This window comes from Streptomyces canus, from assembly GCF_030816965.1.
GTDB classification, from domain to species: domain Bacteria; phylum Actinomycetota; class Actinomycetes; order Streptomycetales; family Streptomycetaceae; genus Streptomyces; species Streptomyces canus_E.
On sequence record NZ_JAUSYQ010000002.1, the window covers coordinates 2,978,606 to 3,000,423 of the forward strand.

At 68.5% G+C, this 21,818-nt stretch carries 16 protein-coding genes and 1 pseudogene; 11 read left to right on the forward strand and 6 right to left on the reverse strand.

What is annotated here, in order from left to right; all coding sequences use genetic code 11:
* The first annotated feature begins 163 nt into the window (after positions 1-163).
* Positions 164-1,906 (forward strand): FAD-binding protein, encoded by a 1,743-nt coding sequence (locus QF027_RS14650; protein ID WP_307074953.1) that lies wholly within the window; start codon positions 164-166, stop codon positions 1,904-1,906.
* Between the two features lie 190 nt (positions 1,907-2,096).
* Here QF027_RS14650 and QF027_RS14655 read toward each other — a convergent pair whose 3' ends face one another.
* Positions 2,097-2,552, reverse strand: coding sequence for a cupin domain-containing protein (locus tag QF027_RS14655; RefSeq protein WP_307074955.1), 456 nt, complete (start codon positions 2,550-2,552; stop codon positions 2,097-2,099).
* 323 nt (positions 2,553-2,875) lie between these two features.
* On the opposite strand from QF027_RS14655, the gene QF027_RS14660 reads away from it, so the two are divergent.
* A complete protein-coding gene (locus QF027_RS14660; RefSeq protein ID WP_307074958.1) occupies positions 2,876-3,937 on the forward strand; it encodes a ferritin-like domain-containing protein in 1,062 nt (353 codons plus the stop codon).
* A 180-nt stretch (positions 3,938-4,117) separates the two neighbouring features.
* Here QF027_RS14660 and QF027_RS14665 read toward each other — a convergent pair whose 3' ends face one another.
* The 3 genes from QF027_RS14665 to QF027_RS14675 form a co-directional block, all read right to left on the reverse strand.
* Positions 4,118-4,876, reverse strand: a complete 759-nt coding sequence (locus QF027_RS14665; protein ID WP_307074960.1) for an SDR family oxidoreductase — start codon at positions 4,874-4,876, stop codon at positions 4,118-4,120.
* A 186-nt stretch (positions 4,877-5,062) separates the two neighbouring features.
* Positions 5,063-5,782, reverse strand: a complete 720-nt coding sequence (locus QF027_RS14670) for an alpha/beta fold hydrolase (RefSeq protein WP_307074962.1) — start codon at positions 5,780-5,782, stop codon at positions 5,063-5,065.
* Between the two features lie 78 nt (positions 5,783-5,860).
* Positions 5,861-6,811 (reverse strand): alpha/beta hydrolase, encoded by a 951-nt coding sequence (locus QF027_RS14675; protein ID WP_307074964.1) that lies wholly within the window; start codon positions 6,809-6,811, stop codon positions 5,861-5,863.
* A 218-nt stretch (positions 6,812-7,029) separates the two neighbouring features.
* Here QF027_RS14675 and QF027_RS14680 point away from each other — a divergent pair, with 218 nt between their 5' ends.
* From QF027_RS14680 to aceE, 5 genes are all read left to right on the forward strand, one after another.
* Positions 7,030-7,500: a carboxymuconolactone decarboxylase family protein gene (locus QF027_RS14680; RefSeq protein ID WP_306982198.1), complete on the forward strand. Its 471-nt coding sequence runs from the start codon at positions 7,030-7,032 to the stop codon at positions 7,498-7,500.
* 131 nt (positions 7,501-7,631) lie between these two features.
* Positions 7,632-8,579: an alpha/beta fold hydrolase gene (locus QF027_RS14685; RefSeq protein ID WP_307074965.1), complete on the forward strand. Its 948-nt coding sequence runs from the start codon at positions 7,632-7,634 to the stop codon at positions 8,577-8,579.
* Between the two features lie 14 nt (positions 8,580-8,593).
* Positions 8,594-10,144, forward strand: a complete 1,551-nt coding sequence (locus QF027_RS14690) for an MFS transporter (RefSeq protein ID WP_307074967.1) — start codon at positions 8,594-8,596, stop codon at positions 10,142-10,144.
* A gap of 126 nt (positions 10,145-10,270) precedes the next feature.
* Complete coding sequence (locus QF027_RS14695) at positions 10,271-10,765, forward strand: cupin domain-containing protein (RefSeq protein WP_306982193.1); 495 nt, start codon at positions 10,271-10,273, stop codon at positions 10,763-10,765.
* A 311-nt stretch (positions 10,766-11,076) separates the two neighbouring features.
* Positions 11,077-13,800 (forward strand): pyruvate dehydrogenase (acetyl-transferring), homodimeric type, encoded by a 2,724-nt coding sequence (aceE, locus tag QF027_RS14700; RefSeq protein ID WP_307074969.1) that lies wholly within the window; start codon positions 11,077-11,079, stop codon positions 13,798-13,800.
* Positions 13,801-14,158: 358 nt separating this feature from the next.
* On the opposite strand, the gene QF027_RS14705 is transcribed toward aceE, so the two are convergent.
* On the reverse strand, positions 14,159-15,433 hold the full coding sequence (locus tag QF027_RS14705) for a PP2C family protein-serine/threonine phosphatase (protein ID WP_307074971.1): 1,275 nt from the start codon (positions 15,431-15,433) through the stop codon (positions 14,159-14,161).
* Between the two features lie 279 nt (positions 15,434-15,712).
* Here QF027_RS14705 and QF027_RS14710 point away from each other — a divergent pair, with 279 nt between their 5' ends.
* Complete coding sequence (locus tag QF027_RS14710) at positions 15,713-16,465, forward strand: SDR family oxidoreductase (RefSeq protein ID WP_307074974.1); 753 nt, start codon at positions 15,713-15,715, stop codon at positions 16,463-16,465.
* 222 nt (positions 16,466-16,687) lie between these two features.
* Here the strand turns inward: QF027_RS14710 and QF027_RS14715 are convergent, their stop codons facing one another.
* The gene (locus QF027_RS14715; RefSeq protein ID WP_307074976.1) at positions 16,688-17,530 is read right to left on the reverse strand and encodes an alpha/beta fold hydrolase; all 843 of its coding nucleotides are present in this window, start codon (positions 17,528-17,530) and stop codon (positions 16,688-16,690) included.
* 520 nt (positions 17,531-18,050) lie between these two features.
* On the opposite strand from QF027_RS14715, the gene QF027_RS14720 reads away from it, so the two are divergent.
* From QF027_RS14720 to QF027_RS14730, 3 genes and pseudogenes are all read left to right on the forward strand, one after another.
* A complete protein-coding gene (locus QF027_RS14720) occupies positions 18,051-18,944 on the forward strand; it encodes a sigma factor (RefSeq protein ID WP_307074978.1) in 894 nt (297 codons plus the stop codon).
* 296 nt (positions 18,945-19,240) lie between these two features.
* Positions 19,241-19,870, forward strand: a pseudogene (locus QF027_RS14725) (sigma-70 family RNA polymerase sigma factor); the annotation flags it as partial.
* Between the two features lie 206 nt (positions 19,871-20,076).
* Positions 20,077-21,777 (forward strand): L-aspartate oxidase, encoded by a 1,701-nt coding sequence (locus QF027_RS14730; protein ID WP_307082366.1) that lies wholly within the window; start codon positions 20,077-20,079, stop codon positions 21,775-21,777.
* Positions 21,778-21,818: the final 41 nt, after the last annotated feature.

Genomic DNA, 21,818 nt, shown 5'->3' on the forward strand with positions numbered 1-21,818 from the left:
GGAACGATCCTTGCAACGATACCTGGGGGGGGTCCCCGCCGCGTGTGTCGGATTGCTGTGATTGACTCCACGCCAAGAAATTCCCTGATGCTGTCACACATGGTGCCACTATCCGGTCGACCACTGCCCATGATGTCGTCTGTCCGCTGTCGCAGGAGGTCCCATGTCTTCGCTCGGTCACCAGCTCGCCACGTCCGTCCTCGTGGTGGGGGCGGGCAAGTCGGGCCTCCGAGCGGCCATCGAGGTCGCCGAGGCCGGTGTCGCGGTCATCGCGGTACTCAAGCGCCCGGCTGACGATGTCCACACTGTTACTGGATTCAGTGGTTCCGAGGGAGTACCCGCGATCCCCAGTGCCGGCCCCGGGCGCAGTGACGCGTGCGAGCGGCATGCGGCCGACACGTTGCGTGAGGGCCACTTGTTGGCCGACCCGCGCACCGCCCAGGTCGTGGCCCACTACGCCGCTCAGGGATTCCATGACATGGGGCGCTACGGCATGCGTTTCGACCGACAAGGCGACGGTGGGCCCACCCGGCGGCAGCTTGGCGACGGCAGGTACCGTCGCGCCGCGTTCACCGGCGAGTACACCGGCCTCGAGGTGCAGCGAGCGCTCCGCGACCGCGCCAAGCAGCTCGCCATTCCCGTTTTGCCGGGCGTGTACGTCACCCGGCTGCTGGTCGACGACGGGGCGGTGTTCGGTGCCTACGGATTCGACGTCGTCGATGGCTCGCGCTATCTCGTGCACGCCGATGCGGTGATCCTCGCGACCGGAGGGCACACGCGCGTCTGGCGGCGTACGTCCTCGCGTCGCAACGAGAACACCGGCGACTCCTTCCGCCTCGCCGTCGAAGCCGGTGCCCGGTTGCGCGACCCCGAGCTGGTGCAGTTCCACCCCGCCGGGCTGATCACGCCGGAGAACGCGGCCGGCATGCTCGTCAGCGAGGCGGCACGCGGCGAGGGCGGGGTCCTGCTCAACAACCTCGGTGAGCGGTTCATGAAGCGCTACGACGCCGAGTGCATGGAGCTCTCCAGCCGGGACAGGGTCGCGCTGGCGTCCTACACCGAGATCAGGGAGGGACGCGGCACCCAGGCCGGCGGTGTCTGGCTCGACCTGTCCCACCTGCCGCGCGAGACGGTCCTGACGCGGCTGCCGCGGGTGCACCAGACCCTGTTGGACGTGCAGATGCTCGACATCACCCGCGACCCGATCGAGGTCGCGCCGACCGCCCAGTACTCCTTGGGCGGCGTCTGGGTGCGGCCCGAGGACCACAGCACGGATGTCAACGGGCTCTTTGTGATCGGAGAGGCGGCCAGTGGTCTGCATGGCGCGAACCGGTTGGAGGAGAACTCGCTGATCGAACTACTCGTCTACGGCCGGATCACCGGCCGGGCCGCCGCGGAGTACTCGGCCGGGCTTACCAGCCAGCAGCGGTCGCCGGCAGCGATTCGCGCCGCGGAGGCGGACGTGAGCCGGCTTCTGGCCGCCGACGGCGACCAGAACGTCCGCGCGCTGCAACGGTCGGTGCGCCACCTGATGACGGAGCACGCCGGTGTCGTGCGGGACGCGGCCGGGCTCGCCGCCGGACTCGCCGGACTCGACGAGATCGAGGCCCGCATGGCGGACGTGGGTGTGCACGTCGACGTCGGCGGCTTCCAGGACCTCGCGTACGCCTATGACCTCAGGTCCACCGTTCTCGCCGCTCGCGCGACACTTGAGTGCGCCCTGGAACGGCGGGAGACGCGGGGCTGTCACCACCGGTCCGACTACCCCGATGTCGACCCGGACCTGAAGGTCAACATGGTGTGGTCCCCGACGACCGGGGTGCGCCGCGAACCCGTCCCGCCCATCCCCACTCACATCGCCGAGCTGATGTACGACGTCTCGGCCGAGGCCGAGTTGCTCGGATAGGACCCGGTCGTGAGGGCCGCCGCCACCGGGGACGTCGTCGAGTTCACTGGTGCCGACGTGCGGTCCTCACCCGCGTGACGGATTCGCCGTACCTACGACAGCACCGCCGTCGCCAGGTTCGGCGACGGCGGTGCTGTCGTAGGGGTTTGGCGCGTCTGCACTCGACGTCCAGAGGATCTGCCGCGCTGGGTCAGGCGGTGGGTCGCGGGGCGCGGAGGTGGGCGCGCTGCTTGAGTTCCTCTTCGTCGACGAGTTCGACCATGGGCTTGCCCGGCGCGCACATCATGGTGACCACGAACTCGGTCGCCTCGTCCGCCAGGGCGTTGCCGTCCTGGTAATGGATCGCGTCACCGCCCGGCTCCCAGAACGTGCCGCCCGCCTCGACGACCCGCTCCGGCTCCCCCTCCAGCTCGAAACGGACCGCACCCTTGGTGACGTACCCGAACGCCGGGCCGGGGTGACGATGCGGCGGAGTGCCGGGGTCCCCGGGCTCCCAGTGCACGTGAATGGTCATGGCCGAGGCACCCTCGGGAACGGTGATCGGCGCGGCGTCCTGAAGCAGCGTCGCCGCCCTGGTCCAACTCGGCCCGTCCTCGCCGCCGTCCCCATGACCGTGCCCATGCCCGTGATGTCCGTTATCAGACATTGTGTCGCACCTTCCATGATGTCCACCACGTCATGAGGCTGTGAAGTAGCCGAAGACATGGTTGTGAAAGTTGGTTGCTCATCCCGTTGTTCCATATGACCGGGGACGCGGCAGATCTGTGACAGCCGGGAAGGGGGCCGACGTCACGGCTTCCCGGGACCCGGCGATGTCACAGAACGGACGTCTTCCCTGTCTTAACCAGCGGTCGGTCGGCGATGCGCTTTCCCGCCGGCAGTGGCATCCGACGGTTCTGACCAGCCGGTGACGCGAGTGGGCAGCATCGGCATCACGCCCATCACCCCTGCACCCGAAATGGGAAACCCGTGAACAACGAAGAAGTGTCACACGTCAGCCAGGCAACAGCAGCACGGATCGAAACGCTCGACAGCCTTCGCGAGCACCTTCAATGGGCGATCGAACTGGAACACGCCACCCTGCCGCCCTATCTCTGCGCTCTCTACTCTCTCGACCCGCAGGCCAACCCGGACGCTGCCCAAGCGGTCGGCAGCGTCTTCGTCGAGGAGATGATCCACCTGGCGCTGGCGGCGAACCTGCTCAACGCGGTCGGCGGGGAGCCTCGGCTGGATCCGGCGACGCTGCTGCAGCGTCATCCTCGCCCTCTCCCCCATGGCGACCGTTCCCTGCGGTTGTCACTCGTTCCGTTCGGGACGGAGGCACTCGAGATGTTCCTCCGTCTGGAACAGCCGGCGGCGCCCAGCGCTCCGCCGGAAGGTGACGACTACGAGACGATCGGTCAGTTCTATGACGCGATCGAAGAAGGGCTGCGTCACCTGTGCGCTGAACTCGGGGAGACAGAAGTCTTCTGCGGTGACGGGGCGCGCCAGGTGGCAGCTGGTCCCTTCGCCCATACCGGCGGCACCTTGACCGCGGTCACGGACCTCGCTTCGGCGCTCGCGGCTCTGGAGGAAATCGTCGAACAAGGTGAGGGGACGGCACGTGGCGAGGTCTGGGACGGCGACCGGGACATCTTCCATCCCGACCGCGATGAGGTCTCTCATTACTACCGGTTCCAGGAACTGAAGCTCGGACGCCGCTACCTGCGCGGTGACACACCGCAGTCCGGACCCACGGGTGAGGCCGTCGTGATCGACCCGGACGGCGTCCTGCCGATGCGCCCCAACCCCCTGCTGGCAGACCATCCCCTGGGCAGCCCCATCCGGAAAGCTCAGGAGAAGTTCAACCGGACGTACTGCCAACTGCTCCAGCAGCTCGAACAGGCTTTCAACGGCAGTCCGCAGCTGCTCGGAGCCGCAACGGGCACGATGTACGCACTCAAGGCGGAGGCGCAGAATCTGATGACGATGCCCGACGGAGACGACACGACGGCCGGCCCGACATTCGAGTACGTCGAAACCCAGTCCTGAGACTGAGAGATCTGACTGCTGCCGCGTTCCGGGAGTACGCGAACCGCATCCGATGGAGCGCCTGCTCCCGGACTCCGTAACGGCCGCAGGGCTCGCCGGGCGTCTCGGACATCACTCGGCCGCTTCACGATGCCGATCTGTTCCTCGACATCTCGGCCACCCTGCGCGCCGGATGCTCGTTCACCGACCGGTCGCCATGGGCCGCGCCAAGCCCGCGAGATAGTCGTCGAACGTCAACGGGCCCTGGTCGTAGTCCCCGTGAGGCAGCAGACCCCCTCCCGACATGGCTTTGCCGACCTTGCCCGGGAGCGACACAGGAACGACGATCCGGTGCCGGCCCTGGGCGCGCACGATACGGCGCGCCATGTCCACCATGCCCAGTTGCTGGGGTCCGGCGATTTCCCGTGCCATTCCCGCAGGGTCCTGCGTCACGTGGTCGACGAGCCGTTTTGCGACATCTCGGGCGGCGACGGGGCGAGCCAGCATGTTCGGCATCAGGACCACCGGTGACCGGTTGTCCAGCAGCGGCTCAGGGAACTCGAAGAACTGGGTGGCGCGGAGCACGGTCCATGACAGATCTCCGTCGCGGACCAGTTCCTCCTGCGCGCGCTTGCCCATGTAGTACCCGAAGTCCACCTCGTCGCTGCCGACGATCGACAGGGTGATCACATGCTTGACCCCTGTTCGCCGGGCGACGGAGAGCAGATTGCCGGTGGTCCGGGAGAAGAAGTCGACTGCGACCTTCGCTCTCGTCGTGACGACGTTCGCAACGTTGATCACCACGTCACAGCCGGACAACCGGTCCTGCAATCCGACGCCGGTGGTCAGATCCACGCCCTGCGAGCGGGCGAGGATCACTGGCTGATGTCCCGCCGCTCGCAGCTCGGCTACGACGAACTTCCCCACCAGGCCGGTTCCCCCGGCGACAGCGACCTGCATGCGCTTCCTCCTCGTACCCGTCGGTGGTTCCGACCACGGCCCTACAGACGCCCTATAGACAAGGCAGACGCTGATCCTGTGACAGGGCATCACTCGAGGCCGAGGTGCAGTCGGCCGGTACGACCAGGTGGCCGATCGCATGCGCGACCGGCCACCCGACGGTGCCGTACTCAGAAAGCCGTCCGCTCAGGCGGTCGCCTGCGCCGCCTCGTTGATCAGGCGGGCGACATCACCGGGGTGCGAGACACTGACCGCGTGGGAGGCGTTGAGGCTCACGAACGTGGCCTTCGCACGCTCAGCCATGAAGATCTGCGCCTGCGGCGGAATGTTCCGGTCCTCGGTGGCCACGAGAACCCATGCCGGAAGGTCCTTCCACGCAGGGGCCGCGGCGCCCTCTGCCAGCGCGGCATCGGTCACGGGACGTTGGGTGGCGGCCATGACCGCAGCCGTCTCGTCGCGGACGTCGGCGGCGAACTGGTGGTGGAACTTGCTCTGCTCGATATAGAGATCCGCGACCTGCCTGCCGTCGGGCAGCGTGACCGGCACGGGGCGCAGCGTCTCTCCGAGAGTGCTGCCGGGGAACTTGCCCGACAGGGTGACCGCGCTCTCGCCCTCGTCGGGCAGGAAGGCCGCGACGAAGACGAGCGCCTTGACGTTGTTCAGTCCCGTCGCGGCGTTGCTGATGACCGACCCGCCGTAGGAGTGGCCGACGAGGACGACCGGGCCGTCGATGGAGGCCACGAGTTGCCTGACGTGATCGGCGTCGACGGCCAGTCCACGCAGCGGGTTGCTGGCGGCCACCACCGGATAGTCGTGGGACTGGAGCCTTTCGACGACGCCGTTCCAGCTGGAGGAGTCCGCGAAGGCGCCGTGGACGAGGACGATGGTCGGTTTCAGTGCACTCACGAGAGTGGCCTTTCCTTTGCCGGTGCGGCATGCGCGGCACACCTGGGCTGCCGCGGGGGCGTCACCGCCCGATGGGTGTCAGTTGGTTCCCAGGGCCTTGCGCAGAACGTGGATGGCCTGCTCGATCGCCGCGCTCGAGGCCTGGGTTCCGCGGACCGTGTTCAGCATCATGAAGTCGTGCAGGCTGGCGTTGTAGCGGATGCTCGTGGTCGGCACGCCGGCCTGGACGAGCTTGCGGGCGTACGCTTCGCCCTCGTCACGCAGTACGTCGTTCTCGTCGACGATGACGAGCGCCGGCGGCAGACCCTGGAGGTCTTCCAGTGTGGCGCGCAGGGGCGACGCGGTGATCTGGGCGCGCTCGGCCGGGTCGGTGGTGTAGGCGTCCCAGAACCATTCCATGGCCTTCGCCGTCAGGTGCGGGCCATGGGCGAAGGTCTGGTAGCTCTCGGTGTCCTGGGCCGCGTCGGTGACGGGGTAGTACAGCGACTGGTGCAGGAAGGTCACGTCACCGCGCTGCTTGGCCATGTGGGTGAGGGCCGCGGTCATGTTGCCGCCGACGGAGTCACCGGCGACGACGAGGCGGGACCCGTCGAGGGATTCCTCGCTCCCCTTCGTGGTGATCCACTGGGCGGTGGCGTAGGCCTGCTCGATGGCGACGGGGTACTTCGCCTCAGGTGAACGGTCGTATTCGACGAAGACCAGGGCCGCCTTGGCCCCCACCGCCAGCTCGCGCACCAGACGGTCGTGTGTACCGGCGTTGCCCAGAATCCAGCCGCCGCCGTGCACGTAAAGGATCACGGGCAGGACACCGCTGCTGCCGACAGGCTTGACGATGCGCACCCTCACGTCACCCACGCGGGCGGGGACGGTGATCCACTTTTCGTCCACGTCGAGCTTCTCGATGGGCTGGGACTGCACGTCATCGAGCAGCTTGCGGGCACCGTCGACACCGAGCTCGTACAGCAGCGGCGGTTTGGCGGCCGCGTCGGCGAACTCCTGCGCGGCGGGCTCGAGAATGATGTCACTCACAGTGTGCTCCTACAGAGAGGGTGGGGTTTCACAGGACGTCCACACCATCAGACCGGGCCAGGAGCCGATGTGTGACACACCAAGAAAAAGGGACCAGGGCGGGTGAATCACGGCGCGACTGTGCCGTGCAGGGCGGCGTCGTCGGCGAACGCTGTCACAGATCGAGGGCGGTCCCGGTCAGTGCGTTGTAACGGTCCAACATCTGAGGAGAACCCGCCGTGGACGCACGTATCAACTACTTCGGCAACGCCCTTGCGGGCAAGGTCATGAGGCACCTGAACTCGATCGCCCCAGTGGTGAGCTCGGCGCTTCCGACAGCCACCGTGGAGCTGGTGAACCTCCGTGCCAGCCAGATCAACGGCTGCGGTTTCTGCACCGACATGCACACCAAGGACGCCCTCGCCGCGGGCGAGGACCAGCAGCGTCTGAACCTCGTGGCCGCGTGGCGTGAGGCCACCGTCTTCACCGACGCCGAGCGTGCGGCGCTGGAGCTGGCCGAGCAGGGCACCCGCACCGCGGACGCCGCGAACGGTGTGTCGGACGAGGCATGGGCGAACGCCGCGAAGCACTACGACGAGGACCAGCTCGCCGCGCTGATCTCTCTGATCGCTCTCATCAACGCCTACAACCGCATCAACATCATCAACCAGCAGCCCGCGGGCGGTTACAAGCCCGGCATGTTCGGCTGAGACGTCCGCTCGGGGCACACCGGGCACACCCGCCCCCCGTCTCCTGGTCGTCCTGGTCCTCGACCAGGACGACCAGGAGACGGACGGCGCGCCGTCGCCACCCCACTCGTACCGGAATCCAGAGGCCTCTCATGCCAGATCGCCCCGCACTCGCCCCTCTGCGACGAGTCAGAACCGACGTGCTGGAGGTCGCCTACTACGAGACGGGTCCCGCGGACGGTGACACTGTGCTGCTCCTGCACGGTTTTCCCTACGACGTCCACAGCTATGTCGACGTGGCCCCGCTGCTCGCCCGGGACGGTTTCCGGGTCGTCGTCCCCTACTTGCGGGGACACGGGCCCACTGCGTTCCTGTCCGAAGCGTCCCCGCGCTCGGGTCAGCAGGCAGCCCTGGGAGCCGACGTCATCGCGCTCATGGACGCTCTGGGCGTCGAGCGGGCTTACGTGGCCGGATACGACTGGGGCGGACGGGCGGCCAACATCGCCGCGGCCCTGTGGCCCGAGCGGATCCTGGGTCTGGTCTCGGTCAACAGCTATCTCATCCAGGACATCGGTGCGGCGATGACCCCCGTGGCCCCCGAACTGGAGGCCGGGTTCTGGTACTTCTACTACTTCCTCACCGAGCGAGGCGAGGCCGGTCTGGCCGCCGACCCCACGGGTGTCGCCCGGGTCATCTGGAAGCGGAACTCCCCCCGGTGGCCGTTCGAGGAAGAAGATCTGGCGCGGGCCGCGGAGGGCTTCCGGAATCCCGACTACACCGACGTCGTCATCCATTCGTACCGGCACCGGCTCGGCTTCGCGCCGGGCGCAGAGGCGTACGTGGACCTCGAGAGGCGTCTCGCCGAGCTGCCCGCGATCACGGTTCCCACCGTCACCCTCGACGGCCTGGCCGACGGTAACTTCCCGGCGACGGACGGCTCGTCCAGCGCTCACCACTTCACCGGTCCCCGGTTGCACCGGCAGGTGCCGGACGCCGGTCACAATCTCCCGCAGGAACGCCCGGAGGCGTTCGCGGCCGCCGTGCGTGACGTGCGCGCCCTGCGGCAGGAACACGCCGGCCGCGACGACTTCGCCACCTGACGCCGGGACGCGACATGACGTCATCTCCGTCTTCGTCCTCCTCCTCGTCTCCGGACGACCGGGGTCCCCTCCGTGTCGCCAGTGCGCGCGGCCGGTGGACCCTGCTGGCCACCGTTCTGGGATCCAGCGTGGTCATGCTCGGCTCGACCGTCACCAACGTGGCGCTGCCGCACATAGGCGCCGACTTCGACGCCGACCTCGGCGTTCTGCAGTGGATCGCCAACGCCTACATGCTCACTCTGGCGGCCCTGATCCTGCTGGGCGGCTCGCTGGGCGACCGTTTCGGACGGCGTCGCGTCTTCGTGGTGGGCATCGTGTGGTTCGCGGTGGCGTCCCTGCTGTGCGGTCTGGCTCCCGACACCACCACGCTGATCACCGCGCGAGCGCTGCAGGGCGTCGGCGGGGCCCTGATCACCCCCGGCTCACTGGCGATCATCGAGGCCTCGTTCCATCCGGACGACCGGCCCCGCGCGATCGGTCTGTGGTCGGGATTCGGCGGTATCGGCGCGGCCCTCGGACCGTTTGTGGGCGGTTGGCTGGTGGACGGCCCCGGCTGGCGCTGGACCTTCCTGCTCAGCGCTGTGCCGGCGCTTCTGTGCCTGCCCGTCGCGCTACGTCATGTCCCGGAGTCCGTGGGCACGCCCCGCGAGGACGGTCTCGCGGTCGCCGCCGGTGGCAGAGGGCGGCTCGGCTTCGACATCCCCGGTGCCGTGCTGGGCGCTGTGACGCTCGCCCTGGCCACCTACGCACTGACCGAGGCCCGGGACGGCGGACCGGTGGTCCTGGCCGCGGCCGTGGGCAGCGCAGTGGCGGTCTTCGCGTTCCTTGTGGTGGAGGGACGCAGCAACGACCCGATGATGCCGTTGTCGATCTTCTCGTCCCGCCCGTTCCGCTCCGTCAACCTGCTCACGCTGTGCGTGTACGCGGGCACGGGCGGGTTCTTCTTCCTGACCGCTCTGCAGTTGCAGATCGTCGTCGGGTACTCGGCGCTGGCAGCCGGCGCGGCCATGCTGCCCAACACGGTGCTGATGGTGCTGTTCTCGTCCCACTCCGGCATGCTCGCCCAACGGCTGGGGCCGCGCATCCCCCTCACCGTGGGCCCGCTGGTGTGCGGGGCCGGCATGCTGATGATGCTGCGGGTCGGCCCCGGCACGTCCTACCTCCACGACGTCCTGCCCGCCCTGATGGTGATGGGCACCGGCATGGTCATCATGGTCGCCCCGCTGAGCGTCACCCTGCTGTCGTCGGTGGAGGCCGCGAACGCCGGGCTGGCGAGTGGCATCAACAACGCAGCGGCCCGCGCCTCCGGCCTGGTCGCCGTGGCAGCGCTGCCGCTGCTGGTGGGGATGGGGCCGGACGCCTACCGATCAGGTGCCGCCTTCGACGCCTCGTTCAGCCGGGCCATGCCGCTGTGTGCGGGCCTGTTGGCCATCGGCGCGTTGGTGGCCTTCGGCACGCTGCGGCAGGCCGACACGGTCCGTCATCCACTGCGCGGGCGGGCGCACGGCTGGCTGGCGGAGCCCCCGCTGGTGTCCCGGTTCGCCCACCACCGCGTCGTCGACTGACATCCCGTCCAGGGGCGGCAGTGTCACATCGGTGGGTGCTCATCGGTCTCACTGTTGAGAGGACCGCTGTTCAGCGGCCCGCGCCGGCGCGTCACAGCGTGCCTGTCGCAGGAAAGGAATCGCGACATGTCGTACCCGTATCCGGAGCAGAAGTACTGGGGAGAGGACGGCGAGGTCAGCGCCGTCTACCGGCCTGCCACCACACCGCCGGCCCTCGGCGAGAGCGGAACCGGCAAGGACGCCACCCACTATCTGGCGACCACCGACACCACGCGGGGTGAGTTCGGCCTCTACCGGGTGGAGATGAGGCCGAGGGCGGGCGGGCCTAAGAAGCACTTCCACAAGCGGATCTCGGAGTCGTTCTACATCCTGGACGGCACGGTGCGTGTGTTCGACGGTGTGCAGTGGGTCGACACGCGCAAGGGTGATTTCCTGCATGTGCCCCAGGGCGGTCTGCATGCCTTCCGCAACGACTCCGACGCCCCGGCCGACATGCTGCTGCTGTTCACCCCGGGCGCACCGCGTGAGGAGTACTTCGAGCAGGTGTCGCAGCTGGCCCACGCCTCCGAGGAGGAGCGTGCCGCGTTCTTCGACAAGCACGACTCGTACTTCGTCGAGTAGCAGCGTGATCAGCGGCATCGATTCCGCGCCTCTCACAGAGGTCCAGAGAGATCGTGCCGGTCGCCATGTCGCCGTATGCCGTTGTTCGGGGTTCTTGCGTTCGTCGGCGTCGTGCCCGCTGAGCGGACGTCCTCCGGGCCGAGCACGACTTGGACCACCACAGGTTTGACCCAGTAGCTCAACGTGCGTTGCCCCCACCAGGGCGGCGGCACCTGTCGCCGCCCGTGCTTGCCGGCCGGCCGTCTGTGCGACACCGACCCTTTCCGCCGCCGGCACTTCCCCCCTCTCCCCGCCGCGACAGGAAGGCTGCCATGAGTGATCCGTCCCGGCCCACTGACTCCTCTGCGATCAGTGAGCTCGACCAGATACCCGACCGTGACCGCGAGGAGACCGCCGAATGGCAGGCCTCCCTCGACGCTGTCGTGCGGAACGCCGGGCCGGACCGGGCGGTGTACCTGATGCGACGGGTGCACGAGTTCGCGGCGCGGTCCGGGATGTCCCTGCCGGGGCTGCTGTCCTCGGACTACATCAACACCGTCCCGGCCTCCGCGCAGCCGGAGTTCGACGGGGACCTGGAGATGGAATCCAGGATCACCGCGCTCAACCGGTGGAACGCGGCGGCGATGGTCACCCGCGGTTCGCGTCTGGGACTGGGCGGCCACATCTCCACCTACGCCTCTGCGGCCTGGCTCTACGAGATCGGGTTCAACCACTTCTTCCAGGGCAAGGACGGTGGGGGCACCTCCCGCTCGAGCGGAGCCGAGAGTGGGGGAGGCTCGGGCGATCAGCTGTTCCTGCAGGGGCATGCCTCGCCGGGCATCTACGCCCGGGTCTTTCTCGAAGGGCGCCTGAGCGCGGAGCAACTGAACGCTTTCCGCAGGGAGGCCGGCGGCCACGGCCTGCCGTCCTACCCGCACCCGCGCCGGCTGCCATGGCTGTGGGAGTTCCCGACGGTGTCCATGGGGCTGGGCCCGCTCGGCGCGATCTACCAGGCCCGGTTCAACCGTTACCTCCAGGCTCGCGGCATCAAGGACACCTCCGCCTCACGGGTGTGGGCGTTCCTGGGTGACGGGGAGATGGACGAGCCGGAGTCGATCGCCGCTCTCACGCTGGCGTCCCGCGAGGGCCTGGACAATCTCACCTTCGTCATCAACTGCAACCTCCAGCGCCTGGACGGGCCGGTCCGGTCCAACTCCAAGATCGTTCAGGAGCTGGAGGCCCGGTTCCGCGGCAGCGGCTGGAACGTGGTCAAGACCCTGTGGGGCGAAGCCTGGGACCCGCTGTTGAACCAGGACACCACCGGCGACCTGGTGCGGCGCCTGGGCGAGGTGCCCGATGCGCAGATGCAGACCCTCGCCGCGCGGGACGCCGCCTACATCCGCAAGAACTTCTTCACCGGCGATGCCCTGTCCGCCGTCTCCGCCTCTCTGAGCGACGCCCAGGTCGTCGAGCTGTTCGAGAACTCCCGCGGCGGCCATGAGCCGTTGAAGGTGTACGCCGCCTACCGGGCCGCCGTGGAACACCGGGGCGGGCCGACGGTGGTCCTCGCCCAGACGGTCAAGGGCCACACGCTCGGCTCGGCGATCGAGTCCCGCAACGCCAACCACCAGATGAAGAAGCTCACGATGGAGCAGTTCCGCGAGATGCGCGACCTGCTGGAGCTGCCCATCCCCGACAGCGCGCTCGCCGGTGAGCAGGTCCCGTTCTGGCACCCCGGCAAGGACTCGCCGGAGGTGCGGTACCTGCACGAGCGGCGGGCGGCGCTGGGCGGCCCCCTCCCCGTTCGCCGGGTGATCGCCAAACCCCTGCCGGAGCCGTCCGCCAAGCCCTTCGAGTCCCTGGAGAAGGGCTTCGGCCATCAGGAGGTCGCCACCACGATGGCGCTGGTCCGCCTGGTCAAGGACCTGATGCGGGATCAGCGGACCGGGGCGCGCTGGGTGCCGATCATCCCCGACGAGGCCCGTACGTTCGGGATGGAGTCGATGTTCCCGACGGCCGGGATCTACTCACCGCTGGGTCAGAACTACGACCCGGTCGACGCCGACCAACTGCTCTACTACAAGGAGAGCAAGACCGGGCAGCTGATCATCGAGGGCATCACCGAAGCGGGTTCCGTGGCCGAGTTCGCTGCCGCGGCGACCTCGTACGCCACGCACGGTGAGCCGATGATCCCCTTCTACATCTTCTACGCCATGTTCGGGTTCCAGCGCACCGGCGACCAGTTCTGGGCGCTCGGTGACCAGATGGGCCGCGGCTTCGTCGTCGGCGGCACCGCCGGACGCACCACCATGACCGGCGAGGGGCTGCAACACGGCGACGGGCACTCGCACTTGCTGGCCTCCACCAACCCGGCGGTGATCAGCTACGACCCGGCGTTCGCCTTCGAGATCGCGGTGATCGTCCGGGACGGCCTGCGCCGGATGTACGGCGAGCAGCCGGAGAACGTCTTCTACTACCTGACCGTGTACAACGAGCCCAAGCACCAGCCGGCCATGCCGGCGCTGCCGGGTATCGAGGAGGGCATCGTCCGGGGCATCTACCGGTACCGGCCCGCCGAGCCCACCGCGACCGGCCCCCGGCTCCAGCTGCTGTCCTCCGGTACGGCCATCCACTGGGCCCTCCGAGCGCAGGAACTCCTCGCCTCCGACTGGAACGTACACGCCGACGTGTGGTCGGTGACGTCCTGGACCGAGCTGCGCCGCGACGCGATGGACACCGACGCCGCCCGCATGCGCGGCGAGGAACGCACCCCGTACGTCACCCGGGCGCTGGCCGGTGCGCCGGGCCCGGTGCTGGCCGTCAGCGACTGGATGCGGCAGGTGCCCGACCAGATCAGCCAATGGGTCGAGCAGGACTACTACTCCCTGGGCACCGACGGTTTCGGTCTCTCCGACACCCGTGCGGACGTGCGCCGCCACTTCCAGGTGGACGCCGAGTCCATCGTGGTGACGGCGCTGTACCGGCTGGCCAGGACCGGGCAGGTCGCCCCGGAGACCGTCGCGCAGGCCCGCGCGCGCTACGGCCTCGACCAGTGAGCGGCGAGGTGCCACGACCCGGACCTGGGTGACGCCGGCCGTGGACGGCCGGTTCGGTGCGGACGAACCCCTGCGGTCGGCGCCGAGCTCGCCGTCATCGGCACCCCGAGCACGATCCCGGCGTCCGCACCCACGCCACCGTCCGATGCCGCTCCGGCAACCACGGCACCGGCTGGTGGACGCGGCAGACGTTTCCCCCTGTCCGGTGACGGTAGGCATTCTGGAGGCTGCGGCGCTCGAGGGCTGTCTGTGCGGTAGGAGGTTCCCGCCCCGCCTGCCGGTCCTGGCTCCCTTCACCGGGGAACCGGGGCCGGCTGCACGCGTTCGGGCTTCCCCACGCCGCCCGAGTCCACGGGGCTCAGACCCGGCCGGACCTGTTCCAGCCCAGATGCAGGACGGCCACGTCGTCCAGCAGTCCCCCGAAGGGCGCGGCCAGCAGCGACGCACCCCGCACCAGGGCGTCGACGAAAGCCTGGGGTTCCAGGTGGGCCAAGCGGGCCGCCAGGCGAAGCAGCCCCTCCTCACCGAGCCTTCCGCGTGCGGTGCGGCCTTCGTAGAGCCCGTCGGTGAAGAGCACCACGCTGTCCCGGTCGGTGAGGGCCATCTCGGTCTCGGACCAGTCCCCCCGCCCGGGGAAGAGGCCCAGCGCGATGCCCGGCTGCGGCTCCACCCAGCTGACCTTGCCCGAGTGCCGGTGCAGCAGCCCCGGGTGGCCTGCGCTGATCACGCGGACGGACCGTCCGTCGGGCGGGAACACCAGGGAGACGACGGTGGCGTAGGTGTCCTCGTCCAGCCGTTCGTCGAGCAGGATCCGTTCGAGCAGATGCAGTTGTTCCAACTGACTCTGGCCGCACAGGACGGCGGTGCGCCAGGCCAGGCGCAGATGGACGGCCAGTGCTGCCTCGGCAGCGCCGTGCCCGGAGACGTCGCCCATCACGACGTGGACCGTGGAGTCATCGGTCTGCACCACGTCGCAGAAGTCGCCCCCCAGCAGGGAGTGCGAGCGACCGGGCGCGTAGTGCAGCCCGGTGGTGAAGCCGTCGCCGCGCAGGGTCACATCGGGAAGCAGGCCCCGCTCCAGCAGGGCATTGTCCTGTGCGATGAGCTCCTCCGCCCGTACGGCGGCCGGTGCTGTGTCCCGGTGGGCGCGCTGGAGGGCCAGCCAGATCTCCCGGCGGAACTCGTGGGGTGCCGTCCGCCGGTGATCGATCCAGCCCTGCACCCATCCCGCGAGGGGGTTGGCACCGAGGCGCGGATTCCTGGCGGCCTGCTTGTTCATGCCGGCGAGGAGGAGTACGGCCGCACGGGGGGCTCTGCGGCGTATCGAGCCGACGACATCGGACAACGACTGCCCCACAGGTGTGCTTCCCACCAGAACGCACACCGGAGCGCCGCGCGAGGCGGACAAGTGGCGGGCGTCCCGGAGGTGACGGTGCCAGACCAGCGACTCGGTCAGCCGACTCGGGGTCAGAAGGCGCCGGACGAGGGTTGCGTCCTGCTCGTCCTGCGACAGCAGGACCAGGGTGAGGTCACGGCAGAAGGTGAAGTCCACCAGCGGGCGGGCGTCCTGCTCGACATCCCCTCGGCACGGATCGCCGGCAGGCACATCCGGCCATGGGAAAGGGCTGATCATATGTGGTCTTTCATACGGCGAGTCGATACTGCTCCCGAGACCCCCGTGCAGGGGGATGATGCGGCACACGGCGCGGAGCGCCCCTTTTGATGTGGGCCGGGCCGGTTCGTACATGAGACAGGCAAGGCATCGGATCTGTGACACACAGTGTCCAGCAGCGGGGTCTCGGCCCGGCCACCACTACGCGCCGCACATGATGCGCCCGGTGCCATGTCACACCTGCCTCCCTTGTCCTGTCACTAGGGGGTACGGAAACCAAACAATCAAGGAGGAACCATCATGAAGGTCGTAGTCATCGGCGGAACCGGTCTCATCGGCTCCAAGGTGGTCGGCAAGCTCACCGAACACGGCCACGAGGCGGTTCCGGCCGCGCCCAATACCGGTGTGAACACCCTGACGGGCGAGGGCCTGGCTGAGGTTCTGCAGGGCGCTCAGGTAGTGGTGGACGTATCCAACTCCCCCTCGTTCGCGGACGACGCGGTCATGGAGTTCTTCCGCACGTCCACCACGAATCTGCTCAAGGCGGAGAAGGAGGCCGGTGTCACGCACCACGTCGCGCTGTCCGTGGTGGGCACGGAGCGGCTCCAGGAAAGTGGTTACTTCCGTGCCAAGCAGACGCAGGAGGAGCTGATCAGGGACTCCGGTGTGCCGTTCTCCATCGTGCACGCCACCCAGTTCTTCGAGTTCATGAAGGGCATCGCGGACTCCGCCACCAAGGACGACAACACGGTGCACCTCGCCCCCATCGCGATCCAGCCCATCTACTCCGACGACGTCGCCGCCGCGGTGGGCCGCACTGCCGTCGGTGAGCCGGTGGGCGGTGTCGTCGAGGTCGCCGGGCCTGACACGTTCCAGCTGGACGAGCTGATCCGCAAGGGCCTGGCCGCCAAGAACGACCCGCGCACGGTCGTCTCCGATCCCAAGGCCCCGTACTTCGGCGCCCAGTTGGAGGAGAAGACGCTGCTGCCCTGTCCGGACGCGCGCCTCGGCGAGACGCGGTTCACCGACTGGATCGCGCGGCAGGGGAAGTAACTCCGGAGAACGACCAGGGCGCGGGATCCGCTCCCGCGCGACCGGACCGCACGACGGCCGGTACCGAGACACTTGTCCGGTACCGGCCGTTGTGGTGTGCCCATCCAGGTCGGAAGGGTCCTCGCCGTCCCCCACCTGTGACCGGGCCGCACCGGGCGCACATGGGATCAGGACGGACCGTCTGGTCCGTCCTGATCCCATGACCGGCATGCGTAAGAGGCGTCAGCGCACCGAGTGCGCGGCGTCCTCGATGACGTCGGTGACCCTTCCGGGCTGTGAGACGCTCACCGCGTGCGACGAGCGGACCTCCGTGGTGTGGGCGCCTGCCCGCTCGGCCATGAACTCCTGAGCCTTGGGCGGGATGTTGAGGTCCTGCGTGGCAACCAGGACCCAGGAGGGAATGGTCTTCCAGGCCGGCTCGGCCGCACCCTCGGCCAGGGCGGCGTTGGTGACAGGTCGCTGGGTGACGGCCATCAGGTCGGTCTTGTTACGGGGCACGTCGGCGGCGAACTGGTGACGGAACTTGTCGTTCTGGATGTAGAGGTCAGTGCCCTGGGAGCCGTCCGCCTCGGTGAACGGCACCGAGCGGAGGGCTTCGCCGAGGGTGCTGCCGGGGAACTTGCCCGACAGGTCGGCCGCGCTCTCGCCCTTCTCGGGGAGGAAGGCGGCGAGGTAGACCAGCGCCTTGACGTTCTTGTTGCCGGTGGCCGCGTTGCTGATGACGGAGCCGCCGTAGGAGTGCCCGGCCAGAACGATGGGGCCGTCGATGCCCGCCAGGACGTCCTTCAGATAGGCGGAGTCGCCGCTCAGGGACCGCAGCGGGTTGGCGACCGCGACGACCGGATAACCGTCGTGGTGAAGTTTCCTGATGACGTCGTTCCAGCTGGTGGAGTCGGCGAAAGCACCGTGGACCAGGACGACGGTCGGCTTGGGACTTGGTACCTGGACACCTTTGTCGGCGGAGGCGGGGGCGATCGCGGTGGCCAGCAGGGCCGCGGCGATGCTGGCCCCGGCGACAACGGTGAGCGGGGTACGGGACCGGCGGGCGAGGGATGAACGGAACATGTGCAGACACCTTTCGAGGTTGCGCAGACGCGCCGACTTCTTGTGGAAGGAGCGCGGCGCTGATGGTCGGCGGCCACGACAGCCCACTGCTGAGGCGGGGCTGGAGCCGTGTACGGCGGCGCGGTCAGCATCGTTGCTGCGACGCGGAAACCAGGTAGGAGGCCGACCGGCAACGTGGACGTGCCGGGTGCCAAGCGCCGGGTGGGGCGGCGGGTTGACGCGACGGTCACACTTACCGCCTTTCGCCCTTATGACAGAACGCTCATCTGATGTGTGACATGTGCCCCTCGTCGCCACGGGCTTGAGACCGCAGCGCTTTCGCAGGCACTTCCCTCCCCCCGCGTCCCTGCCCGTGTCACATGGTCCATGCCCATCCGGTCTGCACTGTCAAGAACAGCGTGACAACAACGTGGGACACGACAGGTCGGGACAGCGCGCTCGGTCCACCGAGGCCGTTCCGACGTCGGCCGAGACGTCGCGGTGGTGGCGATGGACGGCCGTGTGAGAGGGAAGATGCCGTATGGACCAGGGCGATGACGCGGTGCCGATCGCTGAGATGCTTGACGAGCGGCAGCATCTGCTGGCCGTCGCCTATTGGATGGTGGGCACAGGTCCTGATGCCGACGAAGTCGTCACCGAGACCTACCGACGGTGGTACGGCCTGCCCGATCGGGAGAGGGCGCGGATCGCGGAGCCGCTCTCCTGGCTGGTGAAGACGGCGGGCGCCATCTGCCTGACGTACCTTGCCCTGCCCGAGCGTCGAGGGCTGGGTGCGGCAGGGCCGGCCGGTGATACGACGGTGAGCGCTTGTCCGTCTTTGGCGGACGAGGTCAGCGAGGTTCTGCTGAACGCGTTGGATTCCCTGCGCCCGGCCGAGCGGGCAGCGTTCGTCTTCAATGATGTTTTCGGGATGGCGCCACAGGTGGTCGCCGAGATCGTGGGCCAGACGGAACGGGAATGTGCCGAACTCGCCGAACGGGCCCGTCGCACCCTGCGGACCAGGCGTTCGAGTCCCACGATGCCGCAGCAGCACGACCGGATGGTCCGGGCGGTCCGTGAGGCCTGCGCCGCGGACGACTCGGCCCTCCTGTCATCTCTGCTGGCCCCCGACGCCACGGCCTTCTTCGACGGCGGCGGCAAGGTGCGGGCTCTGGTCCGGCCGGTGCACGGTGCCCTCCAGGTCGCCCGCAGCCTGCTCACTCTGCTCTCCCACTGCCCCCGTACCGCACTGGAACTCCACTCCGTCAACGGGCAGACGGGGATCGTCGTGCGCTACGACGGCCAGGTCGCCGCCGTGATCAGCTTCGACATCGCCGGCCACCAGGTCGTCCAGGTCTGGGCCGTTCTGAACCCCGACAAACTGCGCCTCTGGAACCGGCCGGATGCCTCTCCCGGTGTACATCAGGTGAACTGAGCATGGTCGCCATAGTGTGACCACTCTGTCGAAGGCGACAGTGTGATGCCCGCCGGAGTCAACAAACCATGGCGGATCTGTAACGAAACGAGGGTGCGCCCGGTCGAAGAGACGACGCGATCGACCTGGTGCCCGCCTCGTGGTGACACCGGACTCCGTGGCGGCCGGCCCCTCCCCTGTACGCGTGCGGCCAAGACAACCGTGTACGGGTGCCCAGGGGGCAGGACCGCCACACGGTGACCCGACGAGTGCGCTATCGACAGCACCGGTCCTGAGAGGAACGGAGACAGAGGAACATGCATCTTGACAGGCCCTCCACTGCGAACACGATGGACGAGGCCGTTTCTGTCTTCGTGGAGCTCCGTCCACGCCTTTTCGGTATCGCTTACCGCTTGCTGGGAAGCGCGGTGGAGTCCGAGGACGTGGTCCAGGAGGTGTGGCTGCGCTGGCAGAAGACTGACCGTTCGGCGGTGGTGAGTCCCGTCGCGTTCCTGTCCAAGGCAACCACCCGGCTGGCCATCAACGTGGCTCAGTCCGCCCGTGTGCGGCGTGAGACCTACATCGGTCCGTGGCTGCCCGAGCCCATAGACACGAGCAACGACCCGGAGGTGGGCGCGCAGCGGGCAGAGGCCCTCGAACTGGCCCTGCTCCTCGTGCTGGGCAAGCTGAATCCCACCGAGCGGGCCGCCTACGTGCTGCGTGAGGCGTTCGACTACGCCTACGCCGATATCGCGGAGATACTCGGGCTCACCGTCGTCAACGTGCGCAAAATCGTGAGCCGCGCCCGCAAGCACCTGTCGGGCGACCACCAGGAGACCGTGGACGCGGCCGAGCACCGTCAGCTTCTCGCCACCTTCGTCTCGGCGGCGCGTACCGGGGACATCGCGTCCCTGGAGGCTCTCCTGACACCCGACTCCGTCTCCCTGCCCTGCTGACGATGGCCAACGAGACGTCGCTCGGACCTCTGCTTCACCGACGCGCGCTCACCGTCCTCACCCGCATGAGCAACCGCGTGCCGAGCGCTGAGGCCGCCTTCGCGGTGTCACAAACCACGGCCGGACCTGGTCCTAGTCAGTGACCACCCGGAGCGATGGGAGCAATCGTGGCTATCACCGAACAACGTCTTTCCACCATGGTGCTGGTGATCGGTACCGGCGGGGCCGGCCTCAGGGCGTCGATCGAGCTGGCCGAGGCCGGTGTCGATGTCATGGCCGTCGGCAAACGCCCCAAAGAGGACACGCACACATCCCTGGCCGCCGGTGGGATCAACGCGGCCCTGGCCACGATGGACCCCGAGGACAGCTGGCAGCAGCACGCCGCGGACACGCTCAAGGAGAGCTACCTGCTCGGCGATCCCCGCACCGCCGAGATCGTCACCCAGGGCGCCGCCCTGGGCATCGACGACCTGGAGCGCTACGGCATGGCCTTCGCCCGCGAGGAGGACGGCCGGATCTCGCAGCGCTTCTTCGGCGCGCACAAGTTCCGGCGCACCGCCTTCGCCGGTGACTACACGGGCCTGGAGATCCAGCGCACCCTCATCCGACGCGCGAGCCAGTTGAACATACCCATGCTCGACAGCGTCTACATCACCCGCCTCCTCGTGCATGACGGTGCCGTCTTCGGTGCTTACGGCTTCGACCTCACCAACGGACAGCGTTACCTCATCCACGCCGACGCCGTGATCCTCGCGGCCGGCGGCCACACCCGCATCTGGCGGCGCACCTCTTCGCGCCGTGACGAGAACACCGGCGACTCCTTCCGCCTGGCCGTCGAGGCCGGTGCCCGGCTGCGCGACCCCGAACTGGTCCAGTTCCACCCGTCCGGCATCATCGAGCCGGAGAACGCCGCGGGCACCCTCGTCAGCGAGGCCGCCCGCGGCGAGGGCGGCATCCTGCGCAACGCCCTCGGCGAGCGCTTCATGACCCGCTACGACCCGCAGCGCATGGAACTGTCCACCCGCGACCGGGTGGCCCTGGCCGCGTACACGGAGATCAAGGAGGGCCGCGGCACCCCCAACGGCGGCGTGTGGCTCGACGTCTCCCACCTGCCCCGGCAGACGATCATGAATCGACTGCCCCGGGTCTACCAGACGCTTCTGGACCTCCAGATGCTCGACATCACCCGCGACCCCATCGAGATCGCGCCCACGGCGCACTACTCGATGGGCGGTGTCTGGGTCCGTAGCGAGGACCACAGCACGGACGTCCGCGGCCTGTACGCCATCGGCGAGGCGTCGAGCGGCCTGCACGGCGCCAACCGTCTCGGTGGCAACAGCCTCATCGAGCTTCTCGTCTACGGCCGCATCACCGGCCAGGCCGCTGCCGCCTACTCCGAGTCACTCACCGCCCAGCCCCGGTCCGCGGCAGCCGTCGCCCAGGCCCGTGGCGAGGTCGACGAACTCCTCGCCGCCGACGGACCCGAGAACGTCCGCGCCCTGCAGCGCGCCATCCGCAACACCATGACCGAACACGCGGGCGTCGTCCGCGACGAAGAGGGCCTGCGCACCGGTCTGGCGGAACTGGACACCATCGAGAAGCGCATGGAGAACGTCGGAGTCCACCCCGACATCGCCGGGTTCCAGGACCTCGCGCATGCCTTCGACCTCAAATCAGCCGCCCTGGCGGCCCGCGCCACCCTCGAAGCGGCACTCGAACGCCGGGAGACCCGCGGCTGCCACAACCGCAGCGACTACCCCGCCATGGATCCCGCCCTCCGCGTCAACCTCGTGTGGTCCCCGACCACAGGAATCACCCACGAGAGCATTCCGTCCATCCCGAAGGAGATCACCTCACTCATGGAGGACGTCTCCACCGACGGAAAGCTCGTCGAGTAGCGCGCTGCGGGAGACCACGCTGCTTCCCGCCCCGGACGCGC